The sequence below is a fragment of the Nocardia citri genome (genome assembly GCF_054065835.1).
Genome location: NZ_JBSUQM010000016.1, coordinates 91,901 through 114,961, shown reverse-complemented (window position 1 = coordinate 114,961; position 23,061 = coordinate 91,901). Strand labels below are relative to the sequence as shown.

General features: G+C 66.2%; 25 protein-coding genes. 4 read left to right on the top strand and 21 right to left on the bottom strand.

Annotated elements, in window-relative coordinates:
- Positions 1 to 91 precede the first annotated feature (91 nt).
- The 13 genes from ACW2Q0_RS21375 to ACW2Q0_RS21315 all read right to left on the bottom strand — a co-directional run bounded on the left by ACW2Q0_RS21375 (position 92) and on the right by ACW2Q0_RS21315 (position 12,265).
- Positions 92 to 667: a hypothetical protein gene (locus ACW2Q0_RS21375; protein WP_457192660.1), complete on the bottom strand. Its 576-nt coding sequence runs from the start codon at positions 665 to 667 to the stop codon at positions 92 to 94.
- Positions 668 to 991: 324 nt separating this feature from the next.
- Positions 992 to 1,492 carry a hypothetical protein gene (locus tag ACW2Q0_RS21370; protein WP_457192659.1) on the bottom strand — a complete coding sequence of 167 codons (501 nt, stop codon included), beginning with the start codon at positions 1,490 to 1,492 and terminating at the stop codon, positions 992 to 994.
- A gap of 86 nt (positions 1,493 to 1,578) precedes the next feature.
- Positions 1,579 to 2,415 (bottom strand): SAM-dependent methyltransferase, encoded by an 837-nt coding sequence (locus ACW2Q0_RS21365; RefSeq protein ID WP_457192658.1) that lies wholly within the window; start codon positions 2,413 to 2,415, stop codon positions 1,579 to 1,581.
- 243 nt (positions 2,416 to 2,658) lie between these two features.
- On the bottom strand, positions 2,659 to 4,488 hold the full coding sequence (locus ACW2Q0_RS21360; RefSeq protein WP_457192657.1) for an acyl-CoA dehydrogenase family protein: 1,830 nt from the start codon (positions 4,486 to 4,488) through the stop codon (positions 2,659 to 2,661).
- A gap of 446 nt (positions 4,489 to 4,934) precedes the next feature.
- Complete coding sequence (locus ACW2Q0_RS21355) at positions 4,935 to 5,432, bottom strand: hypothetical protein (protein WP_457192656.1); 498 nt, start codon at positions 5,430 to 5,432, stop codon at positions 4,935 to 4,937.
- 34 nt (positions 5,433 to 5,466) lie between these two features.
- The gene (locus tag ACW2Q0_RS21350; RefSeq protein WP_457192655.1) at positions 5,467 to 6,708 is read right to left on the bottom strand and encodes a cytochrome P450; all 1,242 of its coding nucleotides are present in this window, start codon (positions 6,706 to 6,708) and stop codon (positions 5,467 to 5,469) included.
- Positions 6,709 to 6,720: 12 nt separating this feature from the next.
- Positions 6,721 to 7,962 (bottom strand): cytochrome P450, encoded by a 1,242-nt coding sequence (locus ACW2Q0_RS21345; protein WP_457192654.1) that lies wholly within the window; start codon positions 7,960 to 7,962, stop codon positions 6,721 to 6,723.
- 142 nt (positions 7,963 to 8,104) lie between these two features.
- Entirely contained in the window at positions 8,105 to 8,548 is a 444-nt protein-coding gene (locus ACW2Q0_RS21340) for a hypothetical protein (RefSeq protein WP_457192653.1), read from the bottom strand.
- On the bottom strand, positions 8,545 to 8,823 hold the full coding sequence (locus ACW2Q0_RS21335; protein WP_457192652.1) for a hypothetical protein: 279 nt from the start codon (positions 8,821 to 8,823) through the stop codon (positions 8,545 to 8,547). Before ACW2Q0_RS21335 ends, ACW2Q0_RS21340 begins: the two co-directional genes overlap by 4 nt.
- 491 nt (positions 8,824 to 9,314) lie before the next feature.
- Entirely contained in the window at positions 9,315 to 10,214 is a 900-nt protein-coding gene (locus tag ACW2Q0_RS21330; protein WP_457192651.1) for a phosphotransferase enzyme family protein, read from the bottom strand.
- Positions 10,211 to 11,440 (bottom strand): helix-turn-helix domain-containing protein, encoded by a 1,230-nt coding sequence (locus ACW2Q0_RS21325; protein WP_457192650.1) that lies wholly within the window; start codon positions 11,438 to 11,440, stop codon positions 10,211 to 10,213. Before ACW2Q0_RS21325 ends, ACW2Q0_RS21330 begins: the two co-directional genes overlap by 4 nt.
- The gene (locus tag ACW2Q0_RS21320; protein WP_457192649.1) at positions 11,440 to 11,766 is read right to left on the bottom strand and encodes a hypothetical protein; all 327 of its coding nucleotides are present in this window, start codon (positions 11,764 to 11,766) and stop codon (positions 11,440 to 11,442) included. The genes ACW2Q0_RS21325 and ACW2Q0_RS21320 overlap by 1 nt, the downstream gene beginning before the upstream one ends.
- Positions 11,759 to 12,265, bottom strand: coding sequence for a hypothetical protein (locus tag ACW2Q0_RS21315; RefSeq protein WP_457192648.1), 507 nt, complete (start codon positions 12,263 to 12,265; stop codon positions 11,759 to 11,761). The genes ACW2Q0_RS21320 and ACW2Q0_RS21315 overlap by 8 nt, the downstream gene beginning before the upstream one ends.
- Before the next feature lie 218 nt (positions 12,266 to 12,483).
- Between ACW2Q0_RS21315 and ACW2Q0_RS21310 the strand changes: the two genes are divergently transcribed.
- Together ACW2Q0_RS21310 and ACW2Q0_RS21305 are read left to right on the top strand one after the other, a co-directional pair.
- The gene (locus ACW2Q0_RS21310) at positions 12,484 to 13,266 is read left to right on the top strand and encodes an aminotransferase class IV family protein (protein WP_457192647.1); all 783 of its coding nucleotides are present in this window, start codon (positions 12,484 to 12,486) and stop codon (positions 13,264 to 13,266) included.
- Positions 13,267 to 13,332: 66 nt separating this feature from the next.
- Positions 13,333 to 14,250 (top strand): SUMF1/EgtB/PvdO family nonheme iron enzyme, encoded by a 918-nt coding sequence (locus ACW2Q0_RS21305; RefSeq protein WP_457192646.1) that lies wholly within the window; start codon positions 13,333 to 13,335, stop codon positions 14,248 to 14,250.
- 104 nt (positions 14,251 to 14,354) lie between these two features.
- Here ACW2Q0_RS21305 and ACW2Q0_RS21300 read toward each other — a convergent pair whose 3' ends face one another.
- The 4 genes from ACW2Q0_RS21300 to ACW2Q0_RS21285 all read right to left on the bottom strand — a co-directional run bounded on the left by ACW2Q0_RS21300 (position 14,355) and on the right by ACW2Q0_RS21285 (position 16,959).
- On the bottom strand, positions 14,355 to 15,341 hold the full coding sequence (locus ACW2Q0_RS21300) for a nucleoside hydrolase (RefSeq protein ID WP_457192645.1): 987 nt from the start codon (positions 15,339 to 15,341) through the stop codon (positions 14,355 to 14,357).
- A gap of 2 nt (positions 15,342 to 15,343) precedes the next feature.
- A complete protein-coding gene (locus ACW2Q0_RS21295; protein WP_457192644.1) occupies positions 15,344 to 15,802 on the bottom strand; it encodes a hypothetical protein in 459 nt (152 codons plus the stop codon).
- A gap of 228 nt (positions 15,803 to 16,030) precedes the next feature.
- Positions 16,031 to 16,477, bottom strand: coding sequence for a hypothetical protein (locus ACW2Q0_RS21290; RefSeq protein WP_457192643.1), 447 nt, complete (start codon positions 16,475 to 16,477; stop codon positions 16,031 to 16,033).
- Positions 16,474 to 16,959: a hypothetical protein gene (locus tag ACW2Q0_RS21285; RefSeq protein ID WP_457192642.1), complete on the bottom strand. Its 486-nt coding sequence runs from the start codon at positions 16,957 to 16,959 to the stop codon at positions 16,474 to 16,476. The genes ACW2Q0_RS21290 and ACW2Q0_RS21285 overlap by 4 nt, the downstream gene beginning before the upstream one ends.
- Before the next feature lie 228 nt (positions 16,960 to 17,187).
- On the opposite strand from ACW2Q0_RS21285, the gene ACW2Q0_RS21280 reads away from it, so the two are divergent.
- Together ACW2Q0_RS21280 and ACW2Q0_RS21275 are read left to right on the top strand one after the other, a co-directional pair.
- On the top strand, positions 17,188 to 18,087 hold the full coding sequence (locus tag ACW2Q0_RS21280; RefSeq protein ID WP_457192641.1) for a helix-turn-helix domain-containing protein: 900 nt from the start codon (positions 17,188 to 17,190) through the stop codon (positions 18,085 to 18,087).
- Between the two features lie 19 nt (positions 18,088 to 18,106).
- Positions 18,107 to 18,490 (top strand): DUF397 domain-containing protein, encoded by a 384-nt coding sequence (locus ACW2Q0_RS21275; RefSeq protein WP_457192640.1) that lies wholly within the window; start codon positions 18,107 to 18,109, stop codon positions 18,488 to 18,490.
- A gap of 109 nt (positions 18,491 to 18,599) precedes the next feature.
- Here ACW2Q0_RS21275 and ACW2Q0_RS21270 read toward each other — a convergent pair whose 3' ends face one another.
- From ACW2Q0_RS21270 to ACW2Q0_RS21255, 4 genes are all read right to left on the bottom strand, one after another.
- Positions 18,600 to 19,715: a hypothetical protein gene (locus tag ACW2Q0_RS21270; RefSeq protein WP_457192639.1), complete on the bottom strand. Its 1,116-nt coding sequence runs from the start codon at positions 19,713 to 19,715 to the stop codon at positions 18,600 to 18,602.
- Between the two features lie 183 nt (positions 19,716 to 19,898).
- A complete protein-coding gene (locus ACW2Q0_RS21265; protein ID WP_457192638.1) occupies positions 19,899 to 20,258 on the bottom strand; it encodes a hypothetical protein in 360 nt (119 codons plus the stop codon).
- Positions 20,259 to 20,291: 33 nt separating this feature from the next.
- A complete protein-coding gene (locus ACW2Q0_RS21260; RefSeq protein ID WP_457192637.1) occupies positions 20,292 to 21,311 on the bottom strand; it encodes a DUF6744 family protein in 1,020 nt (339 codons plus the stop codon).
- Positions 21,312 to 21,408: 97 nt separating this feature from the next.
- Entirely contained in the window at positions 21,409 to 23,043 is a 1,635-nt protein-coding gene (locus ACW2Q0_RS21255; protein ID WP_457192636.1) for a hypothetical protein, read from the bottom strand.
- Positions 23,044 to 23,061: the final 18 nt, after the last annotated feature.

The window sequence follows — 23,061 nt, the reverse complement described above, 5'->3', positions numbered from 1 at the left end:
GCCGGGCGCGTCGTTGCGCCACAGCCAGTGGCTCCGCAACCTCGACCAGGCCGAGCACGGGTGAGGTATCGCTTTGCGATCCCATGACCGGCTACTGCGACTCGCTTGCCGACTCGGTGACCAGAGGATCCAGATCGAGCGTTTGCCAGGAGCACCAACCCAGCGACCGGGCCGTCAGCAGCGCCGACGCCAAGGCCGTGGTGATCGGCCCCCGCCAGGTATCGCGGGCCTGGTCCAGATACCCGCTCGACAGCTTCGCCGCCTTACAGGTGGCGCGCAGATCAGGCACCGAGATGCCGAGATCGAACGCCGTGTCCACCATCAGCGTGGAGACATCATCGGTCGTCGGCAGCTCACGCCGATGCGCCCACAACAACGCATAGTTGTCGAGGCTCACCAACTCGACTTGCCCTTCGACGGCCGAGCACAGCGGCTTGAGGGCACCCACCAGGTCGTGTCCGGTGATCACCTCGGCGTAGAGGTCGCACTCGGCCATCCGGCGATTGAGCGCGACGGTGAGGTTCGACGGCGTATCGGCGTCGTTCGCGAGGAATTCGTAGCCGAAGGTGAGCCCTCGATGATCTGTGCCCAGGTCGCGAGGTTCCTGCACGTCGAATCGCACATACACCAGCCCGACACCGGGCGCGGTGACCGCCACGGCGGCCACTGTCGGCGTCTCAGGACCGGTAGATCGGCCAGGATCACCGAAGGGCTTCCGAGGGTTCGCGAGATTCGTTGCGTTACTCAATGTTTCGTCTCCATAGATTCATGTATCAGTCCGAGCCGCGCCACGCCGCGCAGCGGCTCACGCGCTCGACCTGTCGTGATGTCGGCCAGCAGCTGCTCACGCCGGGAGCGGGGCGGTGCCGCTATGTAGGCGCTCACCGTCCCGTCGCCCCGGCCGGGACGAGTCGCCGGTCTCCTACCTCGACAACCGCGCCAAAGCCGTCGACGACCCTCATGACGTGCGCGGTGCGTTGCCCGAGAGGCGTCAGCGACCACACCCACGCCGTTCGCTCCCCGGCACCACCACACCTCTGGTGCCTGCGGGCCAGGCTGCGCGCTTCCAGCGACGTGACCGCCGGCACGACCGGCATCGTGCGGGCAGCGGCTGTAGCGGCGGCCAGTTCACCGGCGGTGAGCCCACCGTCAGCGTCGACGAGCGCCTGCAGCGGGGAATGCCGCGTACGGCCAGTTCCGGCGCGACCGCCAAACCGGCTCCGGTGACACCCGCGACCACAGCCAACCGCGGCAACGCCGCGATGTCCGCTGCCTCCGGCTCGACACCGAGCACCACCAGCGCGGGCACCTCGGCGATACCGGGAATGTCCCGGAGATGCCCGCCAGTGGGCAGGCTTTCCCACATCACCGTGAAATCCCGGCTCACCAGACCGTCACGCAGCCGATCGCCCAGGTAAGGCCACGTGGCCTTCAAATATCCGTCGTCGACCACCAGCACGTCCGGGCTGTCCAATGTCGTTCTCTCAAGCATGTGCCTGTGCGATTTCCCCTCGGCGGCCGACTTCGCCCGCCGTTGTTCGGTCTGAATTCGGACTGATTGCGAGACACGAAGGCATGTCATCGAACCCTCCCCACCGCGGCCAAACAACATTCCCCGGTCGAGGCCGGATCCCAGTGGAGAGGACCGGCGTGCAGCGCGTCCATCTGCGGGTCCGGCCGCCAGTTGTGCGCCGCGACCAGGCCGGGGTCGATAAGCTCACAGCTCGACAGGATCTCGGCGATCTCGTCGCGTCGGCGCGGGTGGAATTCGATACCGAAGTCGCGGTAGATCTTCGCCGCACGCTCGACCTCGTCAGTGTCCACATCGCTGGTGACATGGCTGAGAACCACATGCGACCCGGCGGGCAGTGCTGCCGATACCGCATCCACTACGGCGCGCGGGTCAGCGATGAACTCTGCGACGAACCCGAGGCAAACCGCCACGGGCTCAGCAAGATTCATGACCTCGGTAATCTCACGCACGATCGTGCTGGTATCCGTCAGGTCTGCGTGAACGAATACGTTCTGTTCGTCCGCCAGCAGCGCACGACCATGCGCGGCAATCACTGCGTCGTTATCCACGTACAGGGTCCGGGTCGCCGGAACCACCCGGCGCGCGACCTCATGCAGATTCGGCGGGCACGGGTATCCCGAACCGAGTTCGACGAACTGATCTATCCCGCATTCGGCTGCCAGGTGTCGCACCGCGCGCACCAGAAACAGCCGAGCAACGCGGGCGGACTGCTGGAAGACGGTGCAGTCGCGGACGAGCTGTTCGCCGACCTCGCGATCCACCGCGTAGCTGTCTTTACCAGCGCCCAACAGGAAATCGTGGATGCGCCCGCAGTGAGCACGGTTCGGGTCGTGGATTGCGATAGGTTCGGGGCGCCGGGGCTCGTCGTGGTGTCCGTTCATCCGGTCCCGCCCGTCCCATGCTCGACGAGCGGCGCTACTGGAGCGACCACGGCACATCCTTTCTCTATGGCGTGAAAGTCGTTGGTACGAAAGCGGCTAAGTTCTTCTGCCTCGGTTGTCGCCTCCGTCATCGGATTGGCGGTGATGCTCGGCCTCCCTCGACAGGCCGCATCGGGCGGACGCGATGGTCAGTGGGCACGGGCGTGCGGCACTGGGAGCCACATCGCTGGGTAGGTGTCAGCTTCAGCTGGCCTGGCGGACCGAGACGGCAGCGGGCGTGTCGATGTTCGAGCCGGTCAGCGTCCGATACGGGTCGAGGTAGTCGCGTGCGAACAGCGGCGCCCCGGGTAGGGCGGGGATGTTGAAAGCGGCCACGAGTTCGGCCATGGAATCCGCCAGCACGCCGCGGTGCTCGATCAGTTCGGTGTGGATCCGGGTGGCCTGCTCACCGCTCATCAGGCCGTGGACCGTGTACCAGCCGCCGTGCTCGTAGATGCGGCCCAGCGCGTAGGCAGCAGCCGCCGAGTGCAGGAGCCGTTCGGCGTCTGGATGGGGTGCGGTGGCCGCTGCGATGTGCAGTGCGGTCGCGGCCAGGCGTTCCCCGGTCGCGGCGGTCAGCTCCGCGGCCGCGGTGTCCGAACCCCAAACCGGTCCTGCCGCAGCAAAATTGCCTTGGTGTATCCCGGCCGCGATTGTGTGCTCGCGCTTGATCAGCAGCTCGATGTACGGCGGCAGACTGGCGGGGGTCTCCGGCAGGTGCAGCTCGAGCAGGTCCTTGTAGTGTCGTCCGGCCGCGACCTGCATGATCTGGTCGTCACCCTCGGCAGTGGAGATGCCGTCGGCATTGGCGATCCAGTCTGGGATGTAGTTCGAGCGCAGGATGCCCTGCGCGCCGGCGCGGCGGCGGCACGTCACCAGCACGTCATAGGCGGTGCCGGACAGCAGCGGTTTGGCTACCATCGGGCCCAGCGTCGCCCACGGTGATGCGCCGGTCGCGCGGAGTTCGCGTACGTGGCGGCCGAGGATGCTGGTGGCCCAGACCGCCGCCAGTGCGGTCACGATGTCGCGCTGGACCGGTCCGCGGTCGATCATGACCGTCCGGCCTGGGCGGCGCTGACCGGCGTAACCGACGACTCCCGATAGCGCGGCGCGAGCGGTGGCGATTGCTCCGCACGGCAGGTCCACCCGGCCACCACCCAAGGGTTCGCTCGTGCGGGCGAACCGTTGCTCCCACGGCACAGTGCAGTTGAATTCGCCGTTGCTGGTGATGCGTGCCCAGTCCCCGCCCAGCAGCGCCTCGCGCGGCAGTACGCACTCGGCCGGATCGAACACGATCAAGCCGTGGTCCATCGCCGAGGCCGACCCGATCTTCTCCGCCAGCGCCGTCACCCGTACCCCAGGAGCGAGCTGCCCGTCGGCGTCGCGCACGCGCAGCAGAAACGGCAGCACCCCTTCATCGCGGCCGTCGAATTGCAGGCGCGCGGTGACCACTGCGATCTTCGGGGCCCGTCCTGCCACGTTCGGCATGAACTTCGCCGCTTCGACGGCCGGGTTCTCTCCGATGGCCGGGGTCGCCAGCCGGAACCCGCCGACCGCCGGATCCCAGGTGGCGGTCGTGCGGCAGTGGGGTCCGTTGGTGCCGGCCAGCTCGGTCAGCATCAGCACGCCCACTGCCGCGCCGGTATCGAGGTCGGTGGCGCAGCGCTGTACATACTCGGTGTCGATCCCGGAGGCGAGGATGGCGCCCAGCGCCAGGTTGAGGTGCCCGCTCATCAGGGTCAGCACCGAAGGCGCGGCGATCGCCGCCTCCTCGAACAAGACCCCGCGCAGCCGGGGATCACCGGCGATATCGAGCGCGGATCCGCCCATTTCGCGGATGAGTGCTCGCAGCAGATCCGGTGTGCGCGAGTGCTGTTCGGCGTACGTACGTCCGGACGTCGGCATGTCCCGCACGGCGAGCACTGCTTCACGGACCCGTGTGTGCAGCGGGGAGTCTGGGCCGACCAGCACCGTGTGCAGGGAGTCGACGAGATCGGTGTTGAGTGGACCGTCCAGCGTGCCGTGGGTTGTCATGACTGTCCCTTCGGGAGTGCCGGTGATGCGCCCGGTAAAGACGGCCGGGTCGTGTCACCGAATGCAGACACTTTCGTTATTGCGTGCTGAGGTGGAGCTGTGGGTGAAACCGGCAGCGGTGCGTGTGGGTGCACCGGCCCCGCAGGAGGGCATGACAGATCCTGGCGTCACGAATGGACCTGTGGTTCCCTGCGGGGCACTGCTGTGTGCCTATCTCGCTGTAGCCAATAAGCGCTGGGTCGAGAGTTCGGTCATGCGCCGTTCTCGGACCGACGCCGATATCGGCGCGGCACCACCTCCTAATCGCGGGATCTGATTACGGGAATCCGGTCTTGCAGAGGTGACTCACGATGCGACACAACGCGATTCGGTTATGCCATGCCGTCCTCTACGAGCCGGACGCCTTCTGTGCCGCCGAGTGCGCGGCAGCGACTCGGACGAAGGGGTCAGCCGAGCCACAGGCCGGTTGCGTGGAGGGTGCCGACCCAGTCCGAACAGACGTGGCGGCCGCGGGTGAGTGCGCCGAGGACGGCGAACGCTTGCGGGGGTGTCCATGTTTCACACACCGTGGCCAGGACCAGCCAGTCCGCGCGCCATCGCTCGTTGTGATGCGGCACGCTGGCGCCGGCTCGTAGTACGACGGCCATGGTGCGGCCCGGGTGCGGCCACCATCGGCGGTCGAACTGGTCTGTCGGCGTGCTGATTACGTCGGCCAGGGTGAGGGCCTGCTCGAGGTCCAGGACCGCGCGTGCGGTGGCAAGCTGCTGGTCGAAGAACTCGAGGTAGTAGTGAGGGTTCTGGTCGAGAGCGTCGAGTTGCTGAGGGCTCAGGTGCCCTGTGGTGCGGTGGTGGTCGATGAACTCGCGGTGGTAGATGTCGAGGAAGGTGTGCGGGACGGCTGCGCCGTTGTAGTCCAGCGCGAAGGGGGCGGGGTCGATGGTCATCGGTGGTGTCCTCGTTGGGAGCGGGATGCGGGGATCAGTGCAGGCTGACGGGGAAGGCGGACAGGGCCCGGTGGAACGGTCCCGGCCGCCAGGCCGGTCGCCCCAGCGGGCGGGCGTCGGGCAGCATGTCGATGAACCGCGTGATGCCTTCGGTCGCGATCAGACGCGCCACGGCCTGCGCCGGCTTCGGGCACTGGTGCGGCCCGGCGGAATAGCCCAGGCCCCAGCCGGCCTGGAGGTATTTGCCGTCGCCGGTGTTGGCGGCGGGGTCGTTGTTGCAGGAGGCCATGCTGATCACCACCGGCTGGTGGGCGGGCAGCCAGATTCCGTCGACCGTGACCCCTGCCGGCGGATAGGACAGGCAGTAGTTCGCCATCGGCGGGTCGGTGATCTCGTTCTCGGTGACCGCCTCGTTGATCGGCACACCGAAACCGTCCCCGTCTGCCACGAATCGGGGGTCGTTGAATATCAGCCGCAGGGTGTTGGCCAGCAGATTGGTCGTCGGTTCGATACCCGCCCCGTACAAGGTCACCAATTGGTGGATCAGTTCCACATCGTCCAAGCCGGTGTGGTGAGCGATCAGGCGCGAGGTGACATCGTCTCCGGGCGCGGCCTTCTTGGCAGTGATGTGCCCGCCCAGCGATTGGCCCAGCACCTTGTTGACGTGCTCGGTGTGCTCGGTGCTCTCGAACATGCGGGCCAGCGCCCAGGCAACGTCGTCGCCGACCTCGTCGGTGCAGCCGAGTATCCGGTTGAGCACCCCGAACACCAGCGGGCGCGCGTAGTCGGCGATGACGTCTATTCGGTTGGCGTCCTGGATGTCTCGTCGGTGGCACAGGGCATCCAGCAGCTTTTCGGCAGCGTTGATCACCTCGTCGCGCAGGCGGAGCAGATCGATGCCGTCGAGGCTGTCGAGGTTGGCGCGTCGATAGCGGTCGTGGTCGGTTCCGGCGCTGCGCAGCGCGTTGGGCCGGTATTCGATCATCGGTGCGATCGGGCACCCGTCGGGCATGGTGGGCTGCCATCGGCGTGGGTCGGCGGGGAAGCGGTCGGAATCGCGGAGGATGCGCAGCGCAGTGTGGTAGCGGACGACCAGCGTCGCCGGTACGCCGTGGGCGAGTTCGACTGGGACCATGGGGCCCTGGGCGCGCATCCAGGCGTAGACCGTGTGAGGGTCATCGGCGAAGTCCTGGGTGTGGATCAGGGTTCGTTCGCACACGTCCTCGATCGGTGTCGAATCCGCTTCCGACAGGGTGGGGATGGAGTTCAGCGGCACAGCAGTGGTCTCCTACGTGCTTATGGGATGTGGAAGCGGTGATGTCGGGGCGAACGTGACCGGAAGGGCAACCAGCGCACGGTGATACAGGGTTAGTAGCCACTCGATCTGCGTTCGGGGTGCCCGCTGCATGTCGGGGAGGGATTCGAGTAGCAGGTTCAGGGCTTCTTCGGCGATGAGCATCGCTATCGCGGCAGCCGCGTCCGGGCATTTGTGCTGACCGCCGCCCCAAGCCAGATGGGACCGGTTGCCGACCTTCTTGGTCTGGTCGGCGGCCATGACCGGATCAGCGGCGCAGCCGGCCAGGCTGACCAGCACCGGCTGGTGCGGATGCAGGTGTACGCCATCGCGGATCTGTAGGCTCAGGGGAAACCGCGGGCGAAGAGTCGGGCGCGGCGGCTCGACGGCCAGCACGTGCTCGAGCGCGTCCCGCAAGCTCAGCGACCCGCACATCACGTCGCCGCCGAACTCTTTGTCGGTCGTCACCAGCATGAGAGCGTTGGCGATCAGATCGATGGTGGGCAGGCATCCGCTCGTGTACAGCGACAGCACCTGCTGAACCACCTCGTAGTCGTCCAGAGTTTCTGGATGCTCGCACAACCATGAGGTCACATCTGTCCCCGGAGTCGTCTGGGCGGCCTCCACAGCTGACCAGATGAGCGGGGTCAGTGCGCTTGCATCTCCCGTGGTGCGCAATGTCCGGACCGCGGTGTCGGCCTCGTCCCACATATCCGGAGGCAGGCCCAATATCCACGAAAATGTTTGCGCTACAAGTGGAGTCGCGAATTCACCGACGAGATCGGCGGAGCCTTCCATGCAGAATGTCTCGATCAGTCGGGCCGTGAATCGACCGACCGTGGTGCGTAGTGCGTGCTGATCGATGCGTTCGAGGCACTGGCGTACCGTGTGGCGCAACCGTGCGTGATCGGTGCCGCTGGCCTGTGCCAGATCCGGCCGATCCCGGTGCTCGGCACGCTGGTGGGACTGCCTTGCTTTCGGGTCGGTCGGGTAGTGCAGGGGGTCGTCGAGGACTTCGCGGGCGTGTTTGAACCCGATCACCGCGGTCGCTTTTTTCCCCGGCCCAATCTCCACCGGAACCACAAGCCCGTGGTCGCGGTGCATCTGCTGATATGTCCGGTGCGGATCGGCGAAGAACTCAGGCCCGTATAGCTGCACCGCCTGATCGGCGTCGGCGTGCGAGGGGTCGGCGAGCGGGCATGTGCCGGTTCCCGGTGGGGGTGCTGGGGTGGTCAAATGTGCCTCCGGGCAGGGAAAGTGACGTGCTCGGGGCACGACGAATCAAGCCGGTCCGTCGCAGCGGCCGACTATGAGGGGAAGGATCCGGACGCCCATGCGCGGTGAGCGCGGGCCGCCAGGGAAGAACGGTGGTGGGTGGTTAGAGGTAGACGTGCTCGCCGAGGTTGTTCGGCGCCGCCTTCAGGCGGGTAATGCAGTCGTCGTAGGCGCGGGTCGCGCTCACCACACAGGGGATGTTCTCGCAGATGGTCCAGTACGCGACTCGCGCGGCCAGCACACCCGGTCGCGCCGGGCCGAGGTCGAACGCTGTGGCAGCGATCCGGTCGAACTCAGCACACAGACGCAGCTCCGGCGGGTTGGTATCCGCAGGCCCCTCGGCCTGGTCCCAATTGACCGCGGCCGGCGGAGCACTGAACCGCTGGGTGTCCTCGCGGCGCTCCCTGTACAGCAACGCCATCCCGCACGCCACGCTCAGCACCGGATGCGCATCGACAGCGGTGTACTTTCCGCGCAGCGCATCCGACACCGCGCCGATCAACGCCAGCGAGTCCGGCCACGTCTGCGCAATGCTGGCGTCGGTCATATCGTCCCCGCCTGCGCAGGCTTCGGCTCCGGCTCGCCCACCGCTGTGCCGCTGCTCGCCGAACGCAACGGGGCGTACGGGAATTCGCGGCGGCAATCATCCTCTTCCCGCGATCGGGCCAGTCTGCGTACACAAGTGACGGGATGTCCTGCGTGCTGAGACCGCAGGACATGCGCTTGCACGGTGGTGATCTCCGGATCGGGCGGTGTCGCGCAGTCGCCCAGCGCCATCCTGTCGCGCTCCTCGGCGGGCATGTACGACAGCAACTTCGTCATGCACATTCGAATACCTCCCATGTCTTGGGCACCAGCTATCGCCGCGCTATACAGAGCGGCCCCGCAAGGGGTACGGTGCCGACCCGCACAGCTCGGTGTACCGAGGTGAGTAGCGTTCGCGATGCAGCGAAATAACTGGTGCTGGAACCATTTTCGGCAAACCAAGCAACGCCGCACAATAGAGCGCGCGTACCCAATCACTTGTCCAGTTCATGGGTATGCAGGTCAGAGCCAAAAATTGTCTTCGCTACCGTGGGCGCTTACACGCCATGGAAGACCCCGAAACAGCGGCAGACGGCACACCGCCACGGCGAGACGATCAGACCGGATGTGCACGCGACGACCGAGCGCGAAGTTCCGTGCCACAGCGGATATTTCACTGAACTGGCAAGCGCCGAATCATCCTGTGCCGCAGTGGCCCAGGAGAACGCGCTGCGCATCTCGGCCGCTATCCGGTGGATCCCGACCGAGATGCGCAACGCCGATGGTGTCTACATGCCGTGCCAGGTCTCGGTGCCGGTGCCCGGGTTACGCAGCATGCTGAGGCGACGGTGCAGTTCGCGGGCTGCGGCGGCGTTGCCACCGGCTGCGCCGCGAATGTAGCCGGTCAGGGTGTGCAGGTCACGCATCGAGGTCAGCACGGTGAACGCGGGCCAGGTGCGGAACTCCTCGAGGTCGAGCCCGTACGCGCGGAAGAACTGCGCGAGATCCTCTTCCGGGGCCCCGAATCGGAGATGATCGTGACAGCTGAGGACCACGTCCAGCTCGCGGGGGCCGATGCTCGCCTCGTCCCAGTCGCCCAGCACCACTCGATTATCGCCGTCCCACAAGCAATTTCCCGCATACGCATCGCCATGGATGAACCCGACACCCAAGACCGACTCGAGCCTGTTGTAGCGGTCGAGCAGTTCGTGGGCGCGGTCGGACAGCCAGGCAAGATCATCGGGATCGAGAACTCGGCGTGCCGCATCCGAGCTGAGGATCGTGGTCAGCCCGGACAGCGGCGGATACGGGTGAAGTTCCAACGGCGGGGTCGGCAATGCGTGGAGTCGGCGCAGGATGGCGCCGAGGTCTCGCATCGGTGGTTCACCACGCTGGTGCTGCGGGTAGTAGCGCCACACCGTGACGGTGGCGTCATCGATGTCGACAGCGGTGTCCATCAGCGGCTCGGTCACCGGAATGTCGTGCTCGGCCAGCCATCGCGTCAGCGTCAGCCCCGCCTGAAACCGCAAGCCCTGGTGCTGGCTTCGCCCGATCCGGACCACGGCCTGCGGACGCGGCAGCAGCCAAACAGCGTTGCTGTGGGCGCGCAGCAACCGCGCCTCCTGGGCGTCGAGCCCGACCTGTTCACATGCGGCGATGAGGATGTCGTGCGCGGCCAGGTCCGTCATAGCAGGGCCGCGGTCGAGTGTGCGGTGTACCCGCGAATCGTCTCGTGGAGGTCTTGGGCGACGGGTGCTTGGGCATGGCGGTGCTCGCCGATCGCGGCGGTAACGGTATTCATCCCCTCCATGATGACCGTGATCCGCTGCTCGGCGGGAAGTTCCAGGACCGGAGACAGTATTTCCCGCGCGCCTTCGAACTCGTCGCGAGCGATCCGGGACAGGCTCAGCGAGACCCGAGCCAGGGCCTCGTCCCCGTAGGAGCGGTGTTCGGGTGGACCAGCGGTGTATTCGCTGATGGCATCCAGCGCCCACCGCTCGGCATGCTGGTGGTCACCGATCGCCTGATACGCGCAGCCCAGGTAGTAGGCCATCTTCGCGTGCGGGAATGTCAAACTGCCACCGAACGCGGTCACCTCATCAGGCGCATCGCGTGCCTGCTCGGCGGCGGCCACAGTGCGCAACGCGGCGGAACGGGCAAGGCTGATATCACCGAGCCGACCAGCGCAGCGCGCCTGCAACGCGAACAGCCTGACCCGGTAGTCGCCCGGCGGTGCCCACCCGGCTGCGTCGTCGATGACGTGCAGTGCCGTGTGTGGCTGCGGAGACCATTCCGCGATCAGGGCCTTCGTGCCAGCCACCCATGCCCGCAATCCGGGATGCGCGGCTTCCTGGGCCAGCAGCTCGGCAGCCATGACATGCCGCATCGCCGCGTCGGAATTCCCCGCCACGTCATCGGTGAGCTCGCCCAGCAGTTGGACCGCGACCGCCCCCAGCAGGGACAGTTCGCGTCGGCGCTGGAGCCGCCGCGCCTGATCCAGTTGCTGGGCGGCCTGTTTCCGCACACGCAGCAAGTTGGCCAGCAACGGCAGAGGCGGGCGGTGCACGTAATCGCGTGCAATTCGGCTCAGATCACGCGCCAAGCCGTCTTGAGAGATCCCGACCACCGGTTCTTCGCTCACCCACCGCACCAGGTCGGTCGATTCCTGCGCTGCAGTGGTGAGCAGCCGCTGCAACGCGGCGTCGGTGGCCGCCGCCAGCAGGGCCCCATCCGCCTGCAGAACGTCATCGAGGCGAGTGGCCATGTCCGTGGTCGGTGGCCGCTCTCCCTTCTCGATGTGGTGCAGGGTCGTCGGCGCATACACCGCCATCGCCGCGAGAGCCTTGAGCGAGAGACCACGCCGTTCGCGCAGCCTACGCATCAGATCGCCGAACGCGTTGTTACGGTTACTCATCAGGTCTGCCCGACCGCCGCGACGCAACACACATCGTGCGGTAGCGCCGCCTGTTCCGGCCGCCATCGACCGGCGGGGACCAGTCCCGGCTCGAGGAGGTCATCATGACCGCGGCCGCCGCCGAACCCCCGCTCGCGACTGGTCCTGCTCACATCGTGGACCATGCTGCAGATGTTGTGCAGCCATGTCCCTGCTCCGGCGGTGATCAGTCGATCCTGCGGAGCAGGCACCGCCGCCCGGACTGCGGTGGCGTAAGCGTCGCGGCGGGCCACTATGTCACCGTCGGTGATCATCTGCGCCGGACGCAGCAGTGTGCAATCAGCCACGGCGAACCCCAGTGACCGCGGTGACAACCTCGATGTAGGACGGTAGCTCGATGCCTGTCGGCAGGCCGCACAACCACTCCCGGCGATCATTTCCCGGAGTCGGGAGCGCCAGCTCCGTGCCCGCGCCCACGATCGTGGCAGCGGATCGGAACAGGTCCAGCTCCAACCGGTCGACATCATCGTCCGGTGCTGGCACTGCGGTCAGGAACACCCAGATATCGCTGCTGGTGAAGATCGGCAAGGACCGATCTCCCAGCGCTCTGTGTACTGCGGTGCCGCGTTGCCGGGACAGCATCACCGCACGGAAGCGATGCGCGCGGACTGTCAGGGCGTGAGTGGCAGGGTCGTAGCGGGTGCACCCGTACAGGTCTTCGTACAGTGTTCGGTGCCGCCCATAGGATTCGGCGACGCCGAGGGCGGCAGCTAGGTAGGCACCGATAGCGATGTCCGCATCGGCGGAAGAGGTGTCGCGTGCAGAGAGCACCGCGATAGTTGTCATGAGCGTCCTCAGTCACAAATCGAGCGAATAGGGAAGGCGCACCGCAGCATCAGCGAGATCGCAATAACCGCTGCTAGCACGGGATTCGTCATGCACCTCAGCATCGGCACAGCCCGTCTCATGCGGAACTGCATCGACACCGAACCGCACTGAACTTTCACCGAACTTCGCCAACAGGCCCCTGCTGTGCACCGGTTAGCCGGTGGGACACTGGCGGCATGATGGAACTCAACGGCGTGCCGGTCACGGTCGACGACCTCGCTCCGCTGGCGCTGGTCGGCCTCGGCCACTTCACCTCGATGCGGGTCGAAGCCGGTGCGGTCCGCGGCCTCGAACTGCACCTCGATCGGCTGATCCGCGACAGCCGCACGGTCTTCAACGCCGAACTCGATCCCGATCGCGTCCGCGCCTACGTGCGGCAAGCCATCCGCGACGCCGACGGACCGGTAGTTGTCCGAGTGACCATCTACGATCCGACGCTCGAGCTGTCCAAGCCTGGCGCACCCGCCGACCCGCACGTGTTGGTTTCGATGCGGCCCGCACCGGCCGTGCCGTCGACCGCGTTGCGCCTGCAATCGGTCGTGTACTCGCGAGATCTGCCGCGGGTCAAGCACATCGGTCTGTTCGGTGCCCTGCATCAGCGCGGAGTCGCGCAGCGTCAGGGATTCGATGACGTCGTGTTCACCGCCGGTGACGGCTCGATCAGCGAAATCGCTACCAGCAACATCGCTTTCATCACCGGCGAAGGTCACCTGGTGTGGCCGCGCGCCGAAGTCCTCCCCGGCACCACGATGCGACTGCTCAATCAGGTTCTCGACGAAGACGTGGTGACCGAGCGCGTCACCCTGGCCCAGCTCGGCGACTACGCCGGCGCCGTCGGCACCAACGCCGCGACCGGCGTGCGCGCGGTGTCCTGCATCGACGACATCCAATGGCCCGAGCACGAGGTGGTGTCGATCCTCCGGAAAGCTTACGAATCCATTCCGCCGCAGCGGATCTGACGCGCCACCGCCCCCGGCGCCCAGTAGGCTCGGACGCCACCAGATCGAGAAGGGGCGACGCTGTCGATGAAGAGCCTGGTTCGGCCGTGGACCGGAGCCGAAGTAGCCGCGCTGCGCGAAGCCCGGCGAATGTCTTTGATCGAATTCGCCGGGCACCTCGGCGTCAGCGAGCGCATGGTTTCCAAGTGGGAGGCCAAGGGAGCCGACATCAAGCCACGGCCGGTCAATCAGGCTGCTCTCGACACTTCGCTGTCCCGGCTGACCCCCGATGAGCTGACGCGGTTCCTCACCGTCGTACCCGACGACGCGATTGGTGACGCCCCCGACAGTGACCAGCTGATCCGGCCCGACCGCATCCGCCATCCTGTCGACGGCCGCTCCATGACCTGGGTCCCCGAGGGTGTCTTCCTGTCCGGGCCGATGGACCAGCCCGTGTGGCTGCCCGGATTCCACATCGACACCTACCCGGTCACCAACGCCGACTACGCAACCTTCGTGACCGCCACCGGGCACGCGGCGCCCCGGCACTGGGACAACGGCAGGCCACCGGCCGATATCGCCGATCACCCTGTCGTGTGGGTGACCCACGACGACGCCAGCGCCTACGCGCGCTGGGCGGCCAAGAAATTGCCGTCGGCGCACCAGTGGGAGAAGGCGGCCCGCGGCACCTCCGGTGCCACCTGGCCGTGGGGCAACCAGGTCACCCCCGCCAAATGCAACTGCAAGGTCCGCGACGAAACCGGCACAACGACCCCCGTCGACTGCTACAAATCCTCCGTCAGCTCCTACGGCGTCTACGACCTGTGTGGCAACGTCTGGGAATGGCTGTCGACCGAATCCAGACCCGGCCGCTTCGAGCTGAAGGGATCGAGTTTCAACTCCCTGCTCGAGGCCGCCGCCCCGGCAGCATTCAACGACGCCGACTGCGGGATGCTGGATGATGACACCGGATTCCGCTGTGTCGCAATAGAAGTCATGCGCTGAAGACTGCGCCGTCGAGTGATTATCGGTGTCCACTGCCAGGCGGCAGCACTCCAGTCTCCCTGTGGTTTCCGACCCGCGCCAGCGGGGCTCGGCGGCGGCCGCGGTCATGACTGCACCGGTTTCCGGAGCTCGGCGGGCACCGTGGTGAGGGTGCCGATCGAGCAGTCCAATTCGGACGGGTACACGGGCTCCCCATCCCGCAGGGTGGTGGTCACCCATTCGAGAAAGCCGACGTAGTCCACCGACGAGGACAGCCGCGCGATTCGACCGGGGCCCAGATGCATTCGTGCGTCGGGCTCGAGCCGAAACTCGCGATGTTCGAAGGTGACGAAATCTCCCCGCAGCGCCGCGAATGTCAGCGGGTCATGCAGCATGCTCGCGGGGTGAAACCGTGCGAACCACTGGTTGAGATGGTGGGTGATCAACTGCGCCCAGGGTTTGCGGGAGGCTGCGAGTAGACGGTAGATCGGGCTGTCGGCATCCACGGCGAGCGTCCGGGTGAACGTGTGATCCGACAGCACCAGCGCCAGATTCTCGACCCGGCCGACGACCTCGTGGACCGATTTCGGATCTAGCCGGAAGTTGTGCTCGGCCTTGCCGGGCTGATGAAACTCGAGAGCGCCGCCCATCTGCCAGATATGCAGCCGTCGCGCCAAGCCGAGCGGCGCCGGACTGCCTGCATCGGTCAGCAGAAGGTTGGCCAGGTCGGTGAGAGGACCGATTCCCAACCAGCGCAACGGCTTTGACGGGCTATTTCCGCACAGCGAGGCCACTGCCGTATACAGGTCCAGCGGCCATGGATGCGCCCCGGCGGGGAGGAGCCCGTCGGCGGCCCAGTATTTGCTCTCGCCGAGGCTGTGTCCGGCTGCCACGACGACGTCTTGGCGGCCGAGCAAGTCGAGCAGGCGGCGCGCGAACATCGAGCGCCGCCCGTCTGGGAGCTCATCGGCGGTGACGACCAGTTCTAGTCTCGGCTCGGTCATTGCGGCCAGCGCAAGGGTGATTGCGTCATCCGGATCACCACCCGCATCGGTGGAGATGACGAGCGGGCAGTCCTTGAGCGGTACGGCTCCCTCGGCGGTCGTGTCCATGATCAGACCGCCTTCGGCAGGCTCTTCGCGGCGTCCAGGATGATGTCGACGACCGTGTCGAACACGGGTCGGCTCTCAGCGACAGGCTCATCCAGCCAGAACCTGACCTCATCGCACGGACCCGGAAGCATGATCAACGATCCCTGCACGGTGCGAATCGCCTGAAACTTGAACAGCTTCGACAAGATGCGGATCGGGCGCGAGTCCCCCGCCGGCGCGGGTTGAGTCAAGAAGGTCAGGAACCCGGTGGAGCGGTTCCCGATGACCGGTGTGGTCAGCTCACGGCGGACCAACTCGGCGCGCGCCCGCTCACCGAGCGGGCGAGGCATCTGAATAGCGTCCACGGCTCCGGCGCGCAGGATGATGTGCTGGTGCGTGTCGACCTCCGCACCGGCGAATCCGTTCTCCTCGAGGTACCGCGCGCAGCGGGCGGTCGCAGTCTCGGTCAGGGTTGTAGCCATAGCTCCTCACAGGGCATTCGGTGGTCGGGAAGAAGGCCGTCGAAGATCTCCACGGCAGTGATCGCGGGGTTGTGGCACTCGGACCACTTCCGCAAGAAGTTCGCGACCGCTGTCCGGCAACCGCAGTAATCGAAAACCCTGTCAGCCCAAACGAATCGGAGATGAGTGTCCGGCTCGTCGGGACGAGGCGACGTCTGCTTCTGATCCAGATGCGGGGGCATCGCCACTTCACCGCGCAAACCTGGCCGCGCGGATCGCCTCGACCACGTCCTCCGAGGAGGGGCGGTAGGCGTCGGTCGGTAAGCCGTTCAGCCATGTCCGCCCCACGTCATGGGGCGCCGGCAGCCGGATCTCGTCGCCTGCAGATAGCAAACGAGCATCCGTCAGGGAGAGCATTGCGAGCGATGCCGCCTCCAACCTGCGTTGCGCAGGGCTGGTGAGCAGCGTCCACTGTGGCTGTTCTCTTCGGTCCTCGCTGACCACGATCGGCCCTGGGTAAGGCAGTCGCGCTAGCGTTCGCCGCCCGAGCGCCTGCGGAACGACGACAGCACCGACGTTCCCGACTCGGAGCACGATTCCTTCAGCCCCTCCGCGAGCGACCGCGTCCAGGCTGCACACCGTGCGGTAGTAGCGGCAGCGGGTGAGGATCTCATCCAGCTGGTTTGAGGATTTCATCGTCGACCCCCGGCCGCTGTGGGATGTCCTTCGCGGGAAACCTGAAGCATGACTTCGATGACCGCACACATCGGAGGACGAAAGGCGTTGCGCGGCTCCACGATCCAGCTTCGGAAGCCCGAACACTCATCCTGCGGTGACGGTAGGACGATCCAGTCCGCGGCAACGCTGGCATTGAGGTTCAGCAGCGCGACGGTGGCCTCGTACTCACTCCCATCGGGGGGCTCGGTCAAGACGGTGCACCGACCAGATTGCAAATGCGCGATGACAGGGCCAAGCAGCTTCAGCGCCGCCAACCTCGGGCGGACCTGCCGCTCCAGTGCTGACGGCATGACCAATCCGCTAACCGATCCGGAGTTCGCCCCTGTGAAAAGGACGATTCGACCAGCGCTAGCCGTAACGGTCGCTGGAAGAAGCTGCCGGTAGCGGCGGCAGAGTGACGCCACCGTTTCGCCTGAAGTCGCACCGAGATCCGTCGTCATCAGTCCCACCTGCACTGGCTTTGTCTGCGGAGTGACCAGGCCAAACGGTCACGTTTCTATGCTTTGTGTCAGAATGTCACAGTGACATGCATCGTGCAACGCAAACGGCAAACATCGGTGCGTCGTTTCATTTGCCTGGCTCCTGTGCTGAGCCGGTCAAGTGCTGTATCTTGTGACAGAATGTTGGGTGTGACAGAAAGTCACTGTGCGCCAGAGGAGGTGTGACCGGTGTCTCAAGGTTCGATATCGGCCAACGGCTACCGAATCTCGCCCTACAGTCGGCGGCTTCACCTCGGCGATCGGCTACGCGACCTGCGTCAGGAGCAAGACCGCTCGATCCAGCAGGTCGCCAAAGATCTTGATATGGACCGGACTCTGCTGACCCGCATCGAGACCGGTCAGCGCCGTGTCTCAGCTGATGTCAGCATGAAAGTCGCCGAGCACCTCGGCATCGAGCAGCACTCTCCTCGCTGGCAGGAGTTCTACGCGTTGGCACGGGACGCCGCCGAGTCCGGGTGGTGGGAGAGTCGCGCGTTCAAGGGACTCTCGCCGCGCCAAGCCCTGCCCGCAGATCTGGAGGCCGGAGCCAGCCGCATTCGCTGGTACGAATTCGCTCTGGTGCCGGGCCTGCTCCAGTCGCCCGCGTATGTGCGTGCACGCCACGACCAGACGATCACCGACGTCTACGCCAATCCCGTCGAGATTCGCGCCCGCGAACGCCGCCAGCAGGAGGCATTCGTGCCGAATGGTCCGCGGATCGAGGCCATCGTCGAGGAGACGGTCATTCGTCGGCTCATGGTCCCGAAGCCCGCAATGCTCGAACAACTCGAGCACCTGCTCAAACTCATCGACGGCAAAGATCAGGTCGACTTCCGCGTTCTGCCGGTCGGCGGGGAACTCCTCGGCCTGAAAGCGCCGCGCTCGCCCGTCTCGATGTACGACTTCGCCACCGGTGACCCCTCGGTAGTGGTGGCCGAGTCGTTGGCCCAAGATGAGCTCTTGCGCGATCCGGCGCAGGTTGCCGATCATGAGCGGCTGTGGCGCAGGCTGTACGAGATCGCTTTGCCGCCGGAGGAGAGTCGGCAGCTTATCGCCGGGAGCGTAGAGACTTTGAACAGGGAGAAGTGAGAAGGTGAGGAGCAACACCATGACTGGGCGGCCAACCGATGGGTACGTCAAGTCGTCGTACAGCGACTCGGGCGGCAACTGCGTGCTCGTCCGTCGGATCGAAGGCGACCCGAATGTCTTCATCCGCGACAGCAAATTCGGGCGCGGTCTGGGTAACCAACCAGAGGATGAGCCGATTATCGAGATGCCGGCAGCGGCCTGGGCCACATTCGAGGCCCTGGTGCTCGGGCGAACCATCACGGAGGCCGCCGTCGGCTGCCCCGAAATCCAGCACGCCGCCGACAACGGCACCGTACTTCGTGGAACGGATCACACCACGCTTGCCTTCACCGGCGATGAATGGTCCGCCTTCCGCGCCGGCCTGGTTGGCAGGGAGTTCGAACCCCGGAAAGCCGCGGCGTAAGAAACGAATTACGTTGCTATACACCGCAATTCGAGACCAGAAGGTGCCCGTCGACCGCCACCGGCCGACGGGCACCTTCCATTGCAGCGAGTGGCGGAACCGGGTTGGATCAGGAGATAAACCAGTTCCGCAGTGAGGCCCACCGGCTCGGCGTTCGAATTGGATCAGTTTGCAAATCAACCAGTTCGGGGCCGACGAATGTGCGGGTCCATTGCTCGGCGTCAAACAGCTGAGCGTCGCTCAGGCCAGTCGCCCGCTGGAGAGTGTGCGGATATGCCTGGGCGTAGGCGCGGTTGACGGCGGTTGCCGCCTCCGGCGGCATCAGCATCCACTCGGCGCAGAGCCGGGTCACTGTCCACGTCGCCTGGTCGGCGGCGAGGTCTTCGATCACGTCCAACAGCCCGTGAGCCCGTAACCCACGCCAGAGCGACTCCCACCGCCTGAAAGGCGATTGCGGAGACGGCGGGCGATCGGACGGTAGAAGCGGCTGCGGCAGGGCACTGGTTCGAACCCGGGCCAGAAGCGGGAGCCCGAAGACTCGAGCGAAGTGCGCACGGTGAGTCCCGTCATCGAGAACCCGGAATATCGGTCCCGCCGGGCCTTCGACCCGCTCGAGGGGCACCGGCTTCCGGAAGTTGCTGCCCATCATGAAGCGGTCGATCCATGCTTCGAGATCAGCCGCGGTAGCGACTTCGCGCAACGTCAAGCAGAGCCAGGCCAGAGAACGCCGCCAGGCTTCGCCTCGATCGAACTGACCCCACTGTTCGTAGTCCGGCGTGGACACGATCAGCGTCGGATCCACCCAGTCCAAATAGTGCGCCTGTCCCCGCTCGCCGTCACGGACGTGAGGAACGGTGTCCGAGCCGAAGACCGCTATCTGTCTTACCTGCTGCGCAACCGAATTCACCTGCGCTACACGAGTTTCGAGCCAGGAAACAAGTTCTTCGCCCGGGTCCGGATCGCGGACCATGCGCATAGCCGCCGCGCGCGGGCCCGGCGTCGGAAGCTCGGCGCGAAGCACCGCCAGAGCTTCACGGAGCTGCGCTCGTTGCGGCCGATCAACTGCCTCGCGCAGGTGCTTGGCCCACAGCTCGCCAGGGTGGTCGAGCTTGCTGGCACGAACAACAGCAGCATCGTAGACCGCCGGCGCGGTCGAGATCTGCGGGTCAGCGGCGAGGGGTCGGTCGGCTCCGAATCGGCGCAGGACTGCCCCCATCGCGTCCACAGTGGCAGACCATCCCCGGATATGAAGGTCGCCATAGTGTGCGGTAAAGACACCCGAATCTGCTCGTTGGATCACTGGAATATCGCCCCCTGCATAGCATCCCGCTCGGCTTTGCCGCTCAGTATCGCTTCGGGGACCGACAGTCTGGTGACAGAACGCGCGGATGCCGGTCACGAGCGCGCCCTAGTGTTGTTCGTGGTCGAAGCCGAATGCGAGGATCAGCTCCCGAAGCCGCTGCGTGTCGCCGTCAGTCACCGGCTGCCAAGCATTCGAGGGAAGCAGCATGTTCTCCGCCGTGCGCTGATCGCCGATCATCGGGGCGAACCGTATCCGGCCAAGGAGGTCGCCGACCGAGGTGACGACGAGCTCCTCCAGCCGACCGGGGATCTCTTCCTCTACGCGCAGGCCAGCGGCCTTCTGCCAGAGAGGTGTGGCACTGCCCCATCGCAGGCGCTGCGGCGGCCAGATCTCGGACACCCGCACGCTGACCTCGATGGGGGGATCCACCCAACGGCACGGCTGGTATCGCTCCTCATCGAACATATGAGCGACCTTAATTCAATGGTCGGGCCGAGGCTATCCGGCCACCCGCATCAGCTCGGCGAGCTGCATGTTCACCAGCCGTAGCGAGGCGTGGGTGTCCTCAAGGGAGTCGGAGAGCCGTTCGGAGTACTCCGCCGCCCGACGGCTCAGTTGCTGGAATCGGTTGTGCAGGTTGGTGACGGCCGTGTCGCCCGCCCCGGCGGCCTTTGCTGCGGCGATGTCTTCGGCCAGTTTCTCGAGGTCTTCGCGGGCCTGGTTGGTGAATGCGGTGACGATCATTTCGCGCATCTCGTCTTCGTCGGGAAGGGGGACGCGGACGAAATGGCTGCCGGACCCGAACCGGCCCACGACTTCGCGTAGTCCCGCGAGGATTGCCTCGTGCTCGGCAGTGACGAAGTAGACCCCTCCAGTGGGTCGAACCTTCAGTCCCCCAAGGGCTTCCACGTAGCGGCGGACGATGGCACGCAGGCGGTCAGGGCCCATGTAGGTCGAGTGCCAGGTGTGCAGGTCGGCGATCTCCGCGAGCAGCTGCTCGACCCGATCCTGTTCACCCTGGGGGAGGTCTCCGATGGCGGCGGCGTCCGGCTCCACGTGGAGCGTCCCGGCGCCTCCGGCGTCGGTGTCGTCGGAACGGGTGAACGCGACGACACCCAGGCGGGTGTCGTAGGACAGCTTGGTGCGTCCCTCGTCGCGGACCTCACGCACGAGGTGGCGGACCAGTTGGCCGGTGTCGCGGCGGACATGTCGGACCATCAGCGTGGCGACCCGATCGGTGGCGTCGTCGCTGGGTTTGCGGCGCGGCCGGGATTTCCGGTCCGCAGTGGGGTCGTCGAGGGAGTAGACCGCCTTGACTCCCTGCGGCCCGGTGACCCGCTCGAAGGCGTCGTCGGCGCGCAGGGGAGGAGGCAGATGGACTGTGTCCAAATCGAATTCGTCGAACCACTCCTTGAGTTCGTCTGGAGTGACCTCGCCCCGGAAGATCGAGTACAGCACCAGCCAGCCCAGCACCGGGTTGGTTTCGGCTTTGTCGGTGTACTGGTCGAAAACGGTCATCAGGGCCTCCTCATTCAGCCGCAATATATTCAAAACGTTCGTTTTCGTCTCTGTCTTCTGCCGAACCCATGAACTGGGTGAGGCGGGGAGATCGCCGTCAGATCACGCGGAACAGCTCCGCTGCCGGGTGCGGGTTGGTCAGGTCGTCGAGGGTGCGCAGGTTGTCGCACAGCGCTTCCAGCACGCCGCTGCGGCCGGCTGGGTGGCGGGGGTCGGTGATGGCCACCCCGAAGAGCCGGAAGTCCAGCTCGGACTTGGCCGAGTTCCAGGTCCGCATCCATTCCTCGGCTACCTCGGCGTCGCCGTCGGTGATGAGCACGATGTCACCGCCCTGCACCGCGTCGTCGCCGTGGTGTTCGGTGAGGATGTCCACGGCCGTGCCGAGGGGAGTTTGGAAATCGGTTCCGCCGGAAAAGAAGCTCTCGGCGAAGTCGAGTACCTGGTCGAGCGGTGCTTCTCCGGCGGGCAACCGGTGCACGCTGATCTGCTCGGCCGAGGAGAACAGGATGCCGACGAAATCACGGCCTTCGGCGCGGGCCTGGTCGAGCAGCGCGAGCCCGCAGGCTTTCGCCCATGCCTCCGCGCTGGCGATCCGCCCGTCGGGCCCGGTGCGCGGTGCGCACATCGAGGCCGAGCAGTCCAGGCAGGCGATAATCGCGCCGCGGCCACTGTGGGCTTCGCCCATGGTCTCGTAGAGCATCAGTTGCTTCTCGGCGAAGCGGGCGGCGAACACCGCCCGCAACGCGGGGTGCGCGAGATTGGCTGTCTCGGAAGGGATCAGGCGAGTCAGGTCGTCACCGAGGGTGATGCCGACGAGTTCCCCGGCGACATGTTCGAGCTTGCGGGTGCGTTCGGCGGTGGCCATGCGCCGGAACCGGCCGATCAGATCGGTGAACTTCCCCAGCCGGCCGCCCCGCAGGCGCTCGGCCAGCCGGGCCCGCTCGTCGAACGACATCCGTTGCAGCTGACCGGGTCCGAGACCCCAGGCCGCCATCAAGGCCGCCTCCTCGCGCGCCTGTTCGGCGGCGGAGGCCATCGCCTGGCGAGCGCCCGCCCGCAGCGCGGCATCGAGCGCGCCCGCCGCTGCTTCGGCCTGCGCGCGAGCCTGCTGAGCCGCGTCGTCGGCGGCTTGCGCTGCGGCTACCGCATTGTCGACCGCGACGGCTGCCGGGCCGGGCACCGAGCCGTCCTCGTCTGCCTGCTCGGCGGCGGCATCGAGCGCGGCTTCGACTGCGGCAGCCTGGTCGGCGGCCTCCTGCTCAGCCTGCTCGGCCTCGTCGGCGGCCTGCTGGGCGTCTTGGGACTGTTCGAGCATCTGGGCCAAGGTCGAGCGCTGGGCGATCACCGCCATCGCCGCGGCGTACTCGTCGCCGACGGTCTCCCGGTGCAGATCGGCGTACTCCGGAGTGCCGATCAGGGCGGTGACGATGGCGTGGTTGGGCAGCCGGGTGGGTTCGACCTCGGCCTGTTCGCGCAAGACGGGATCGGCCTTGTAGACGGTGAGGAAGACATCGCGCAGCAGATCGGGCACGTAGTCGAAGCGCTGGGACAGCTCCTCTTCGACCTCGGCCAGCGCAGTGGCCTGCTCACGCACCTCGGTCCAGGTCATCGCGTCGAACCGGTCGCCCTCCACGACGGTGACGTGCCGCGCAGGCGCGGCTGTGCCCAGGCCGACCCATCGGCCCGCCTTGCGGGCCAGATCGGCGAACTTGCGCAGGGTCTTGCCGGACATCGAAACCATCCCCCTTCG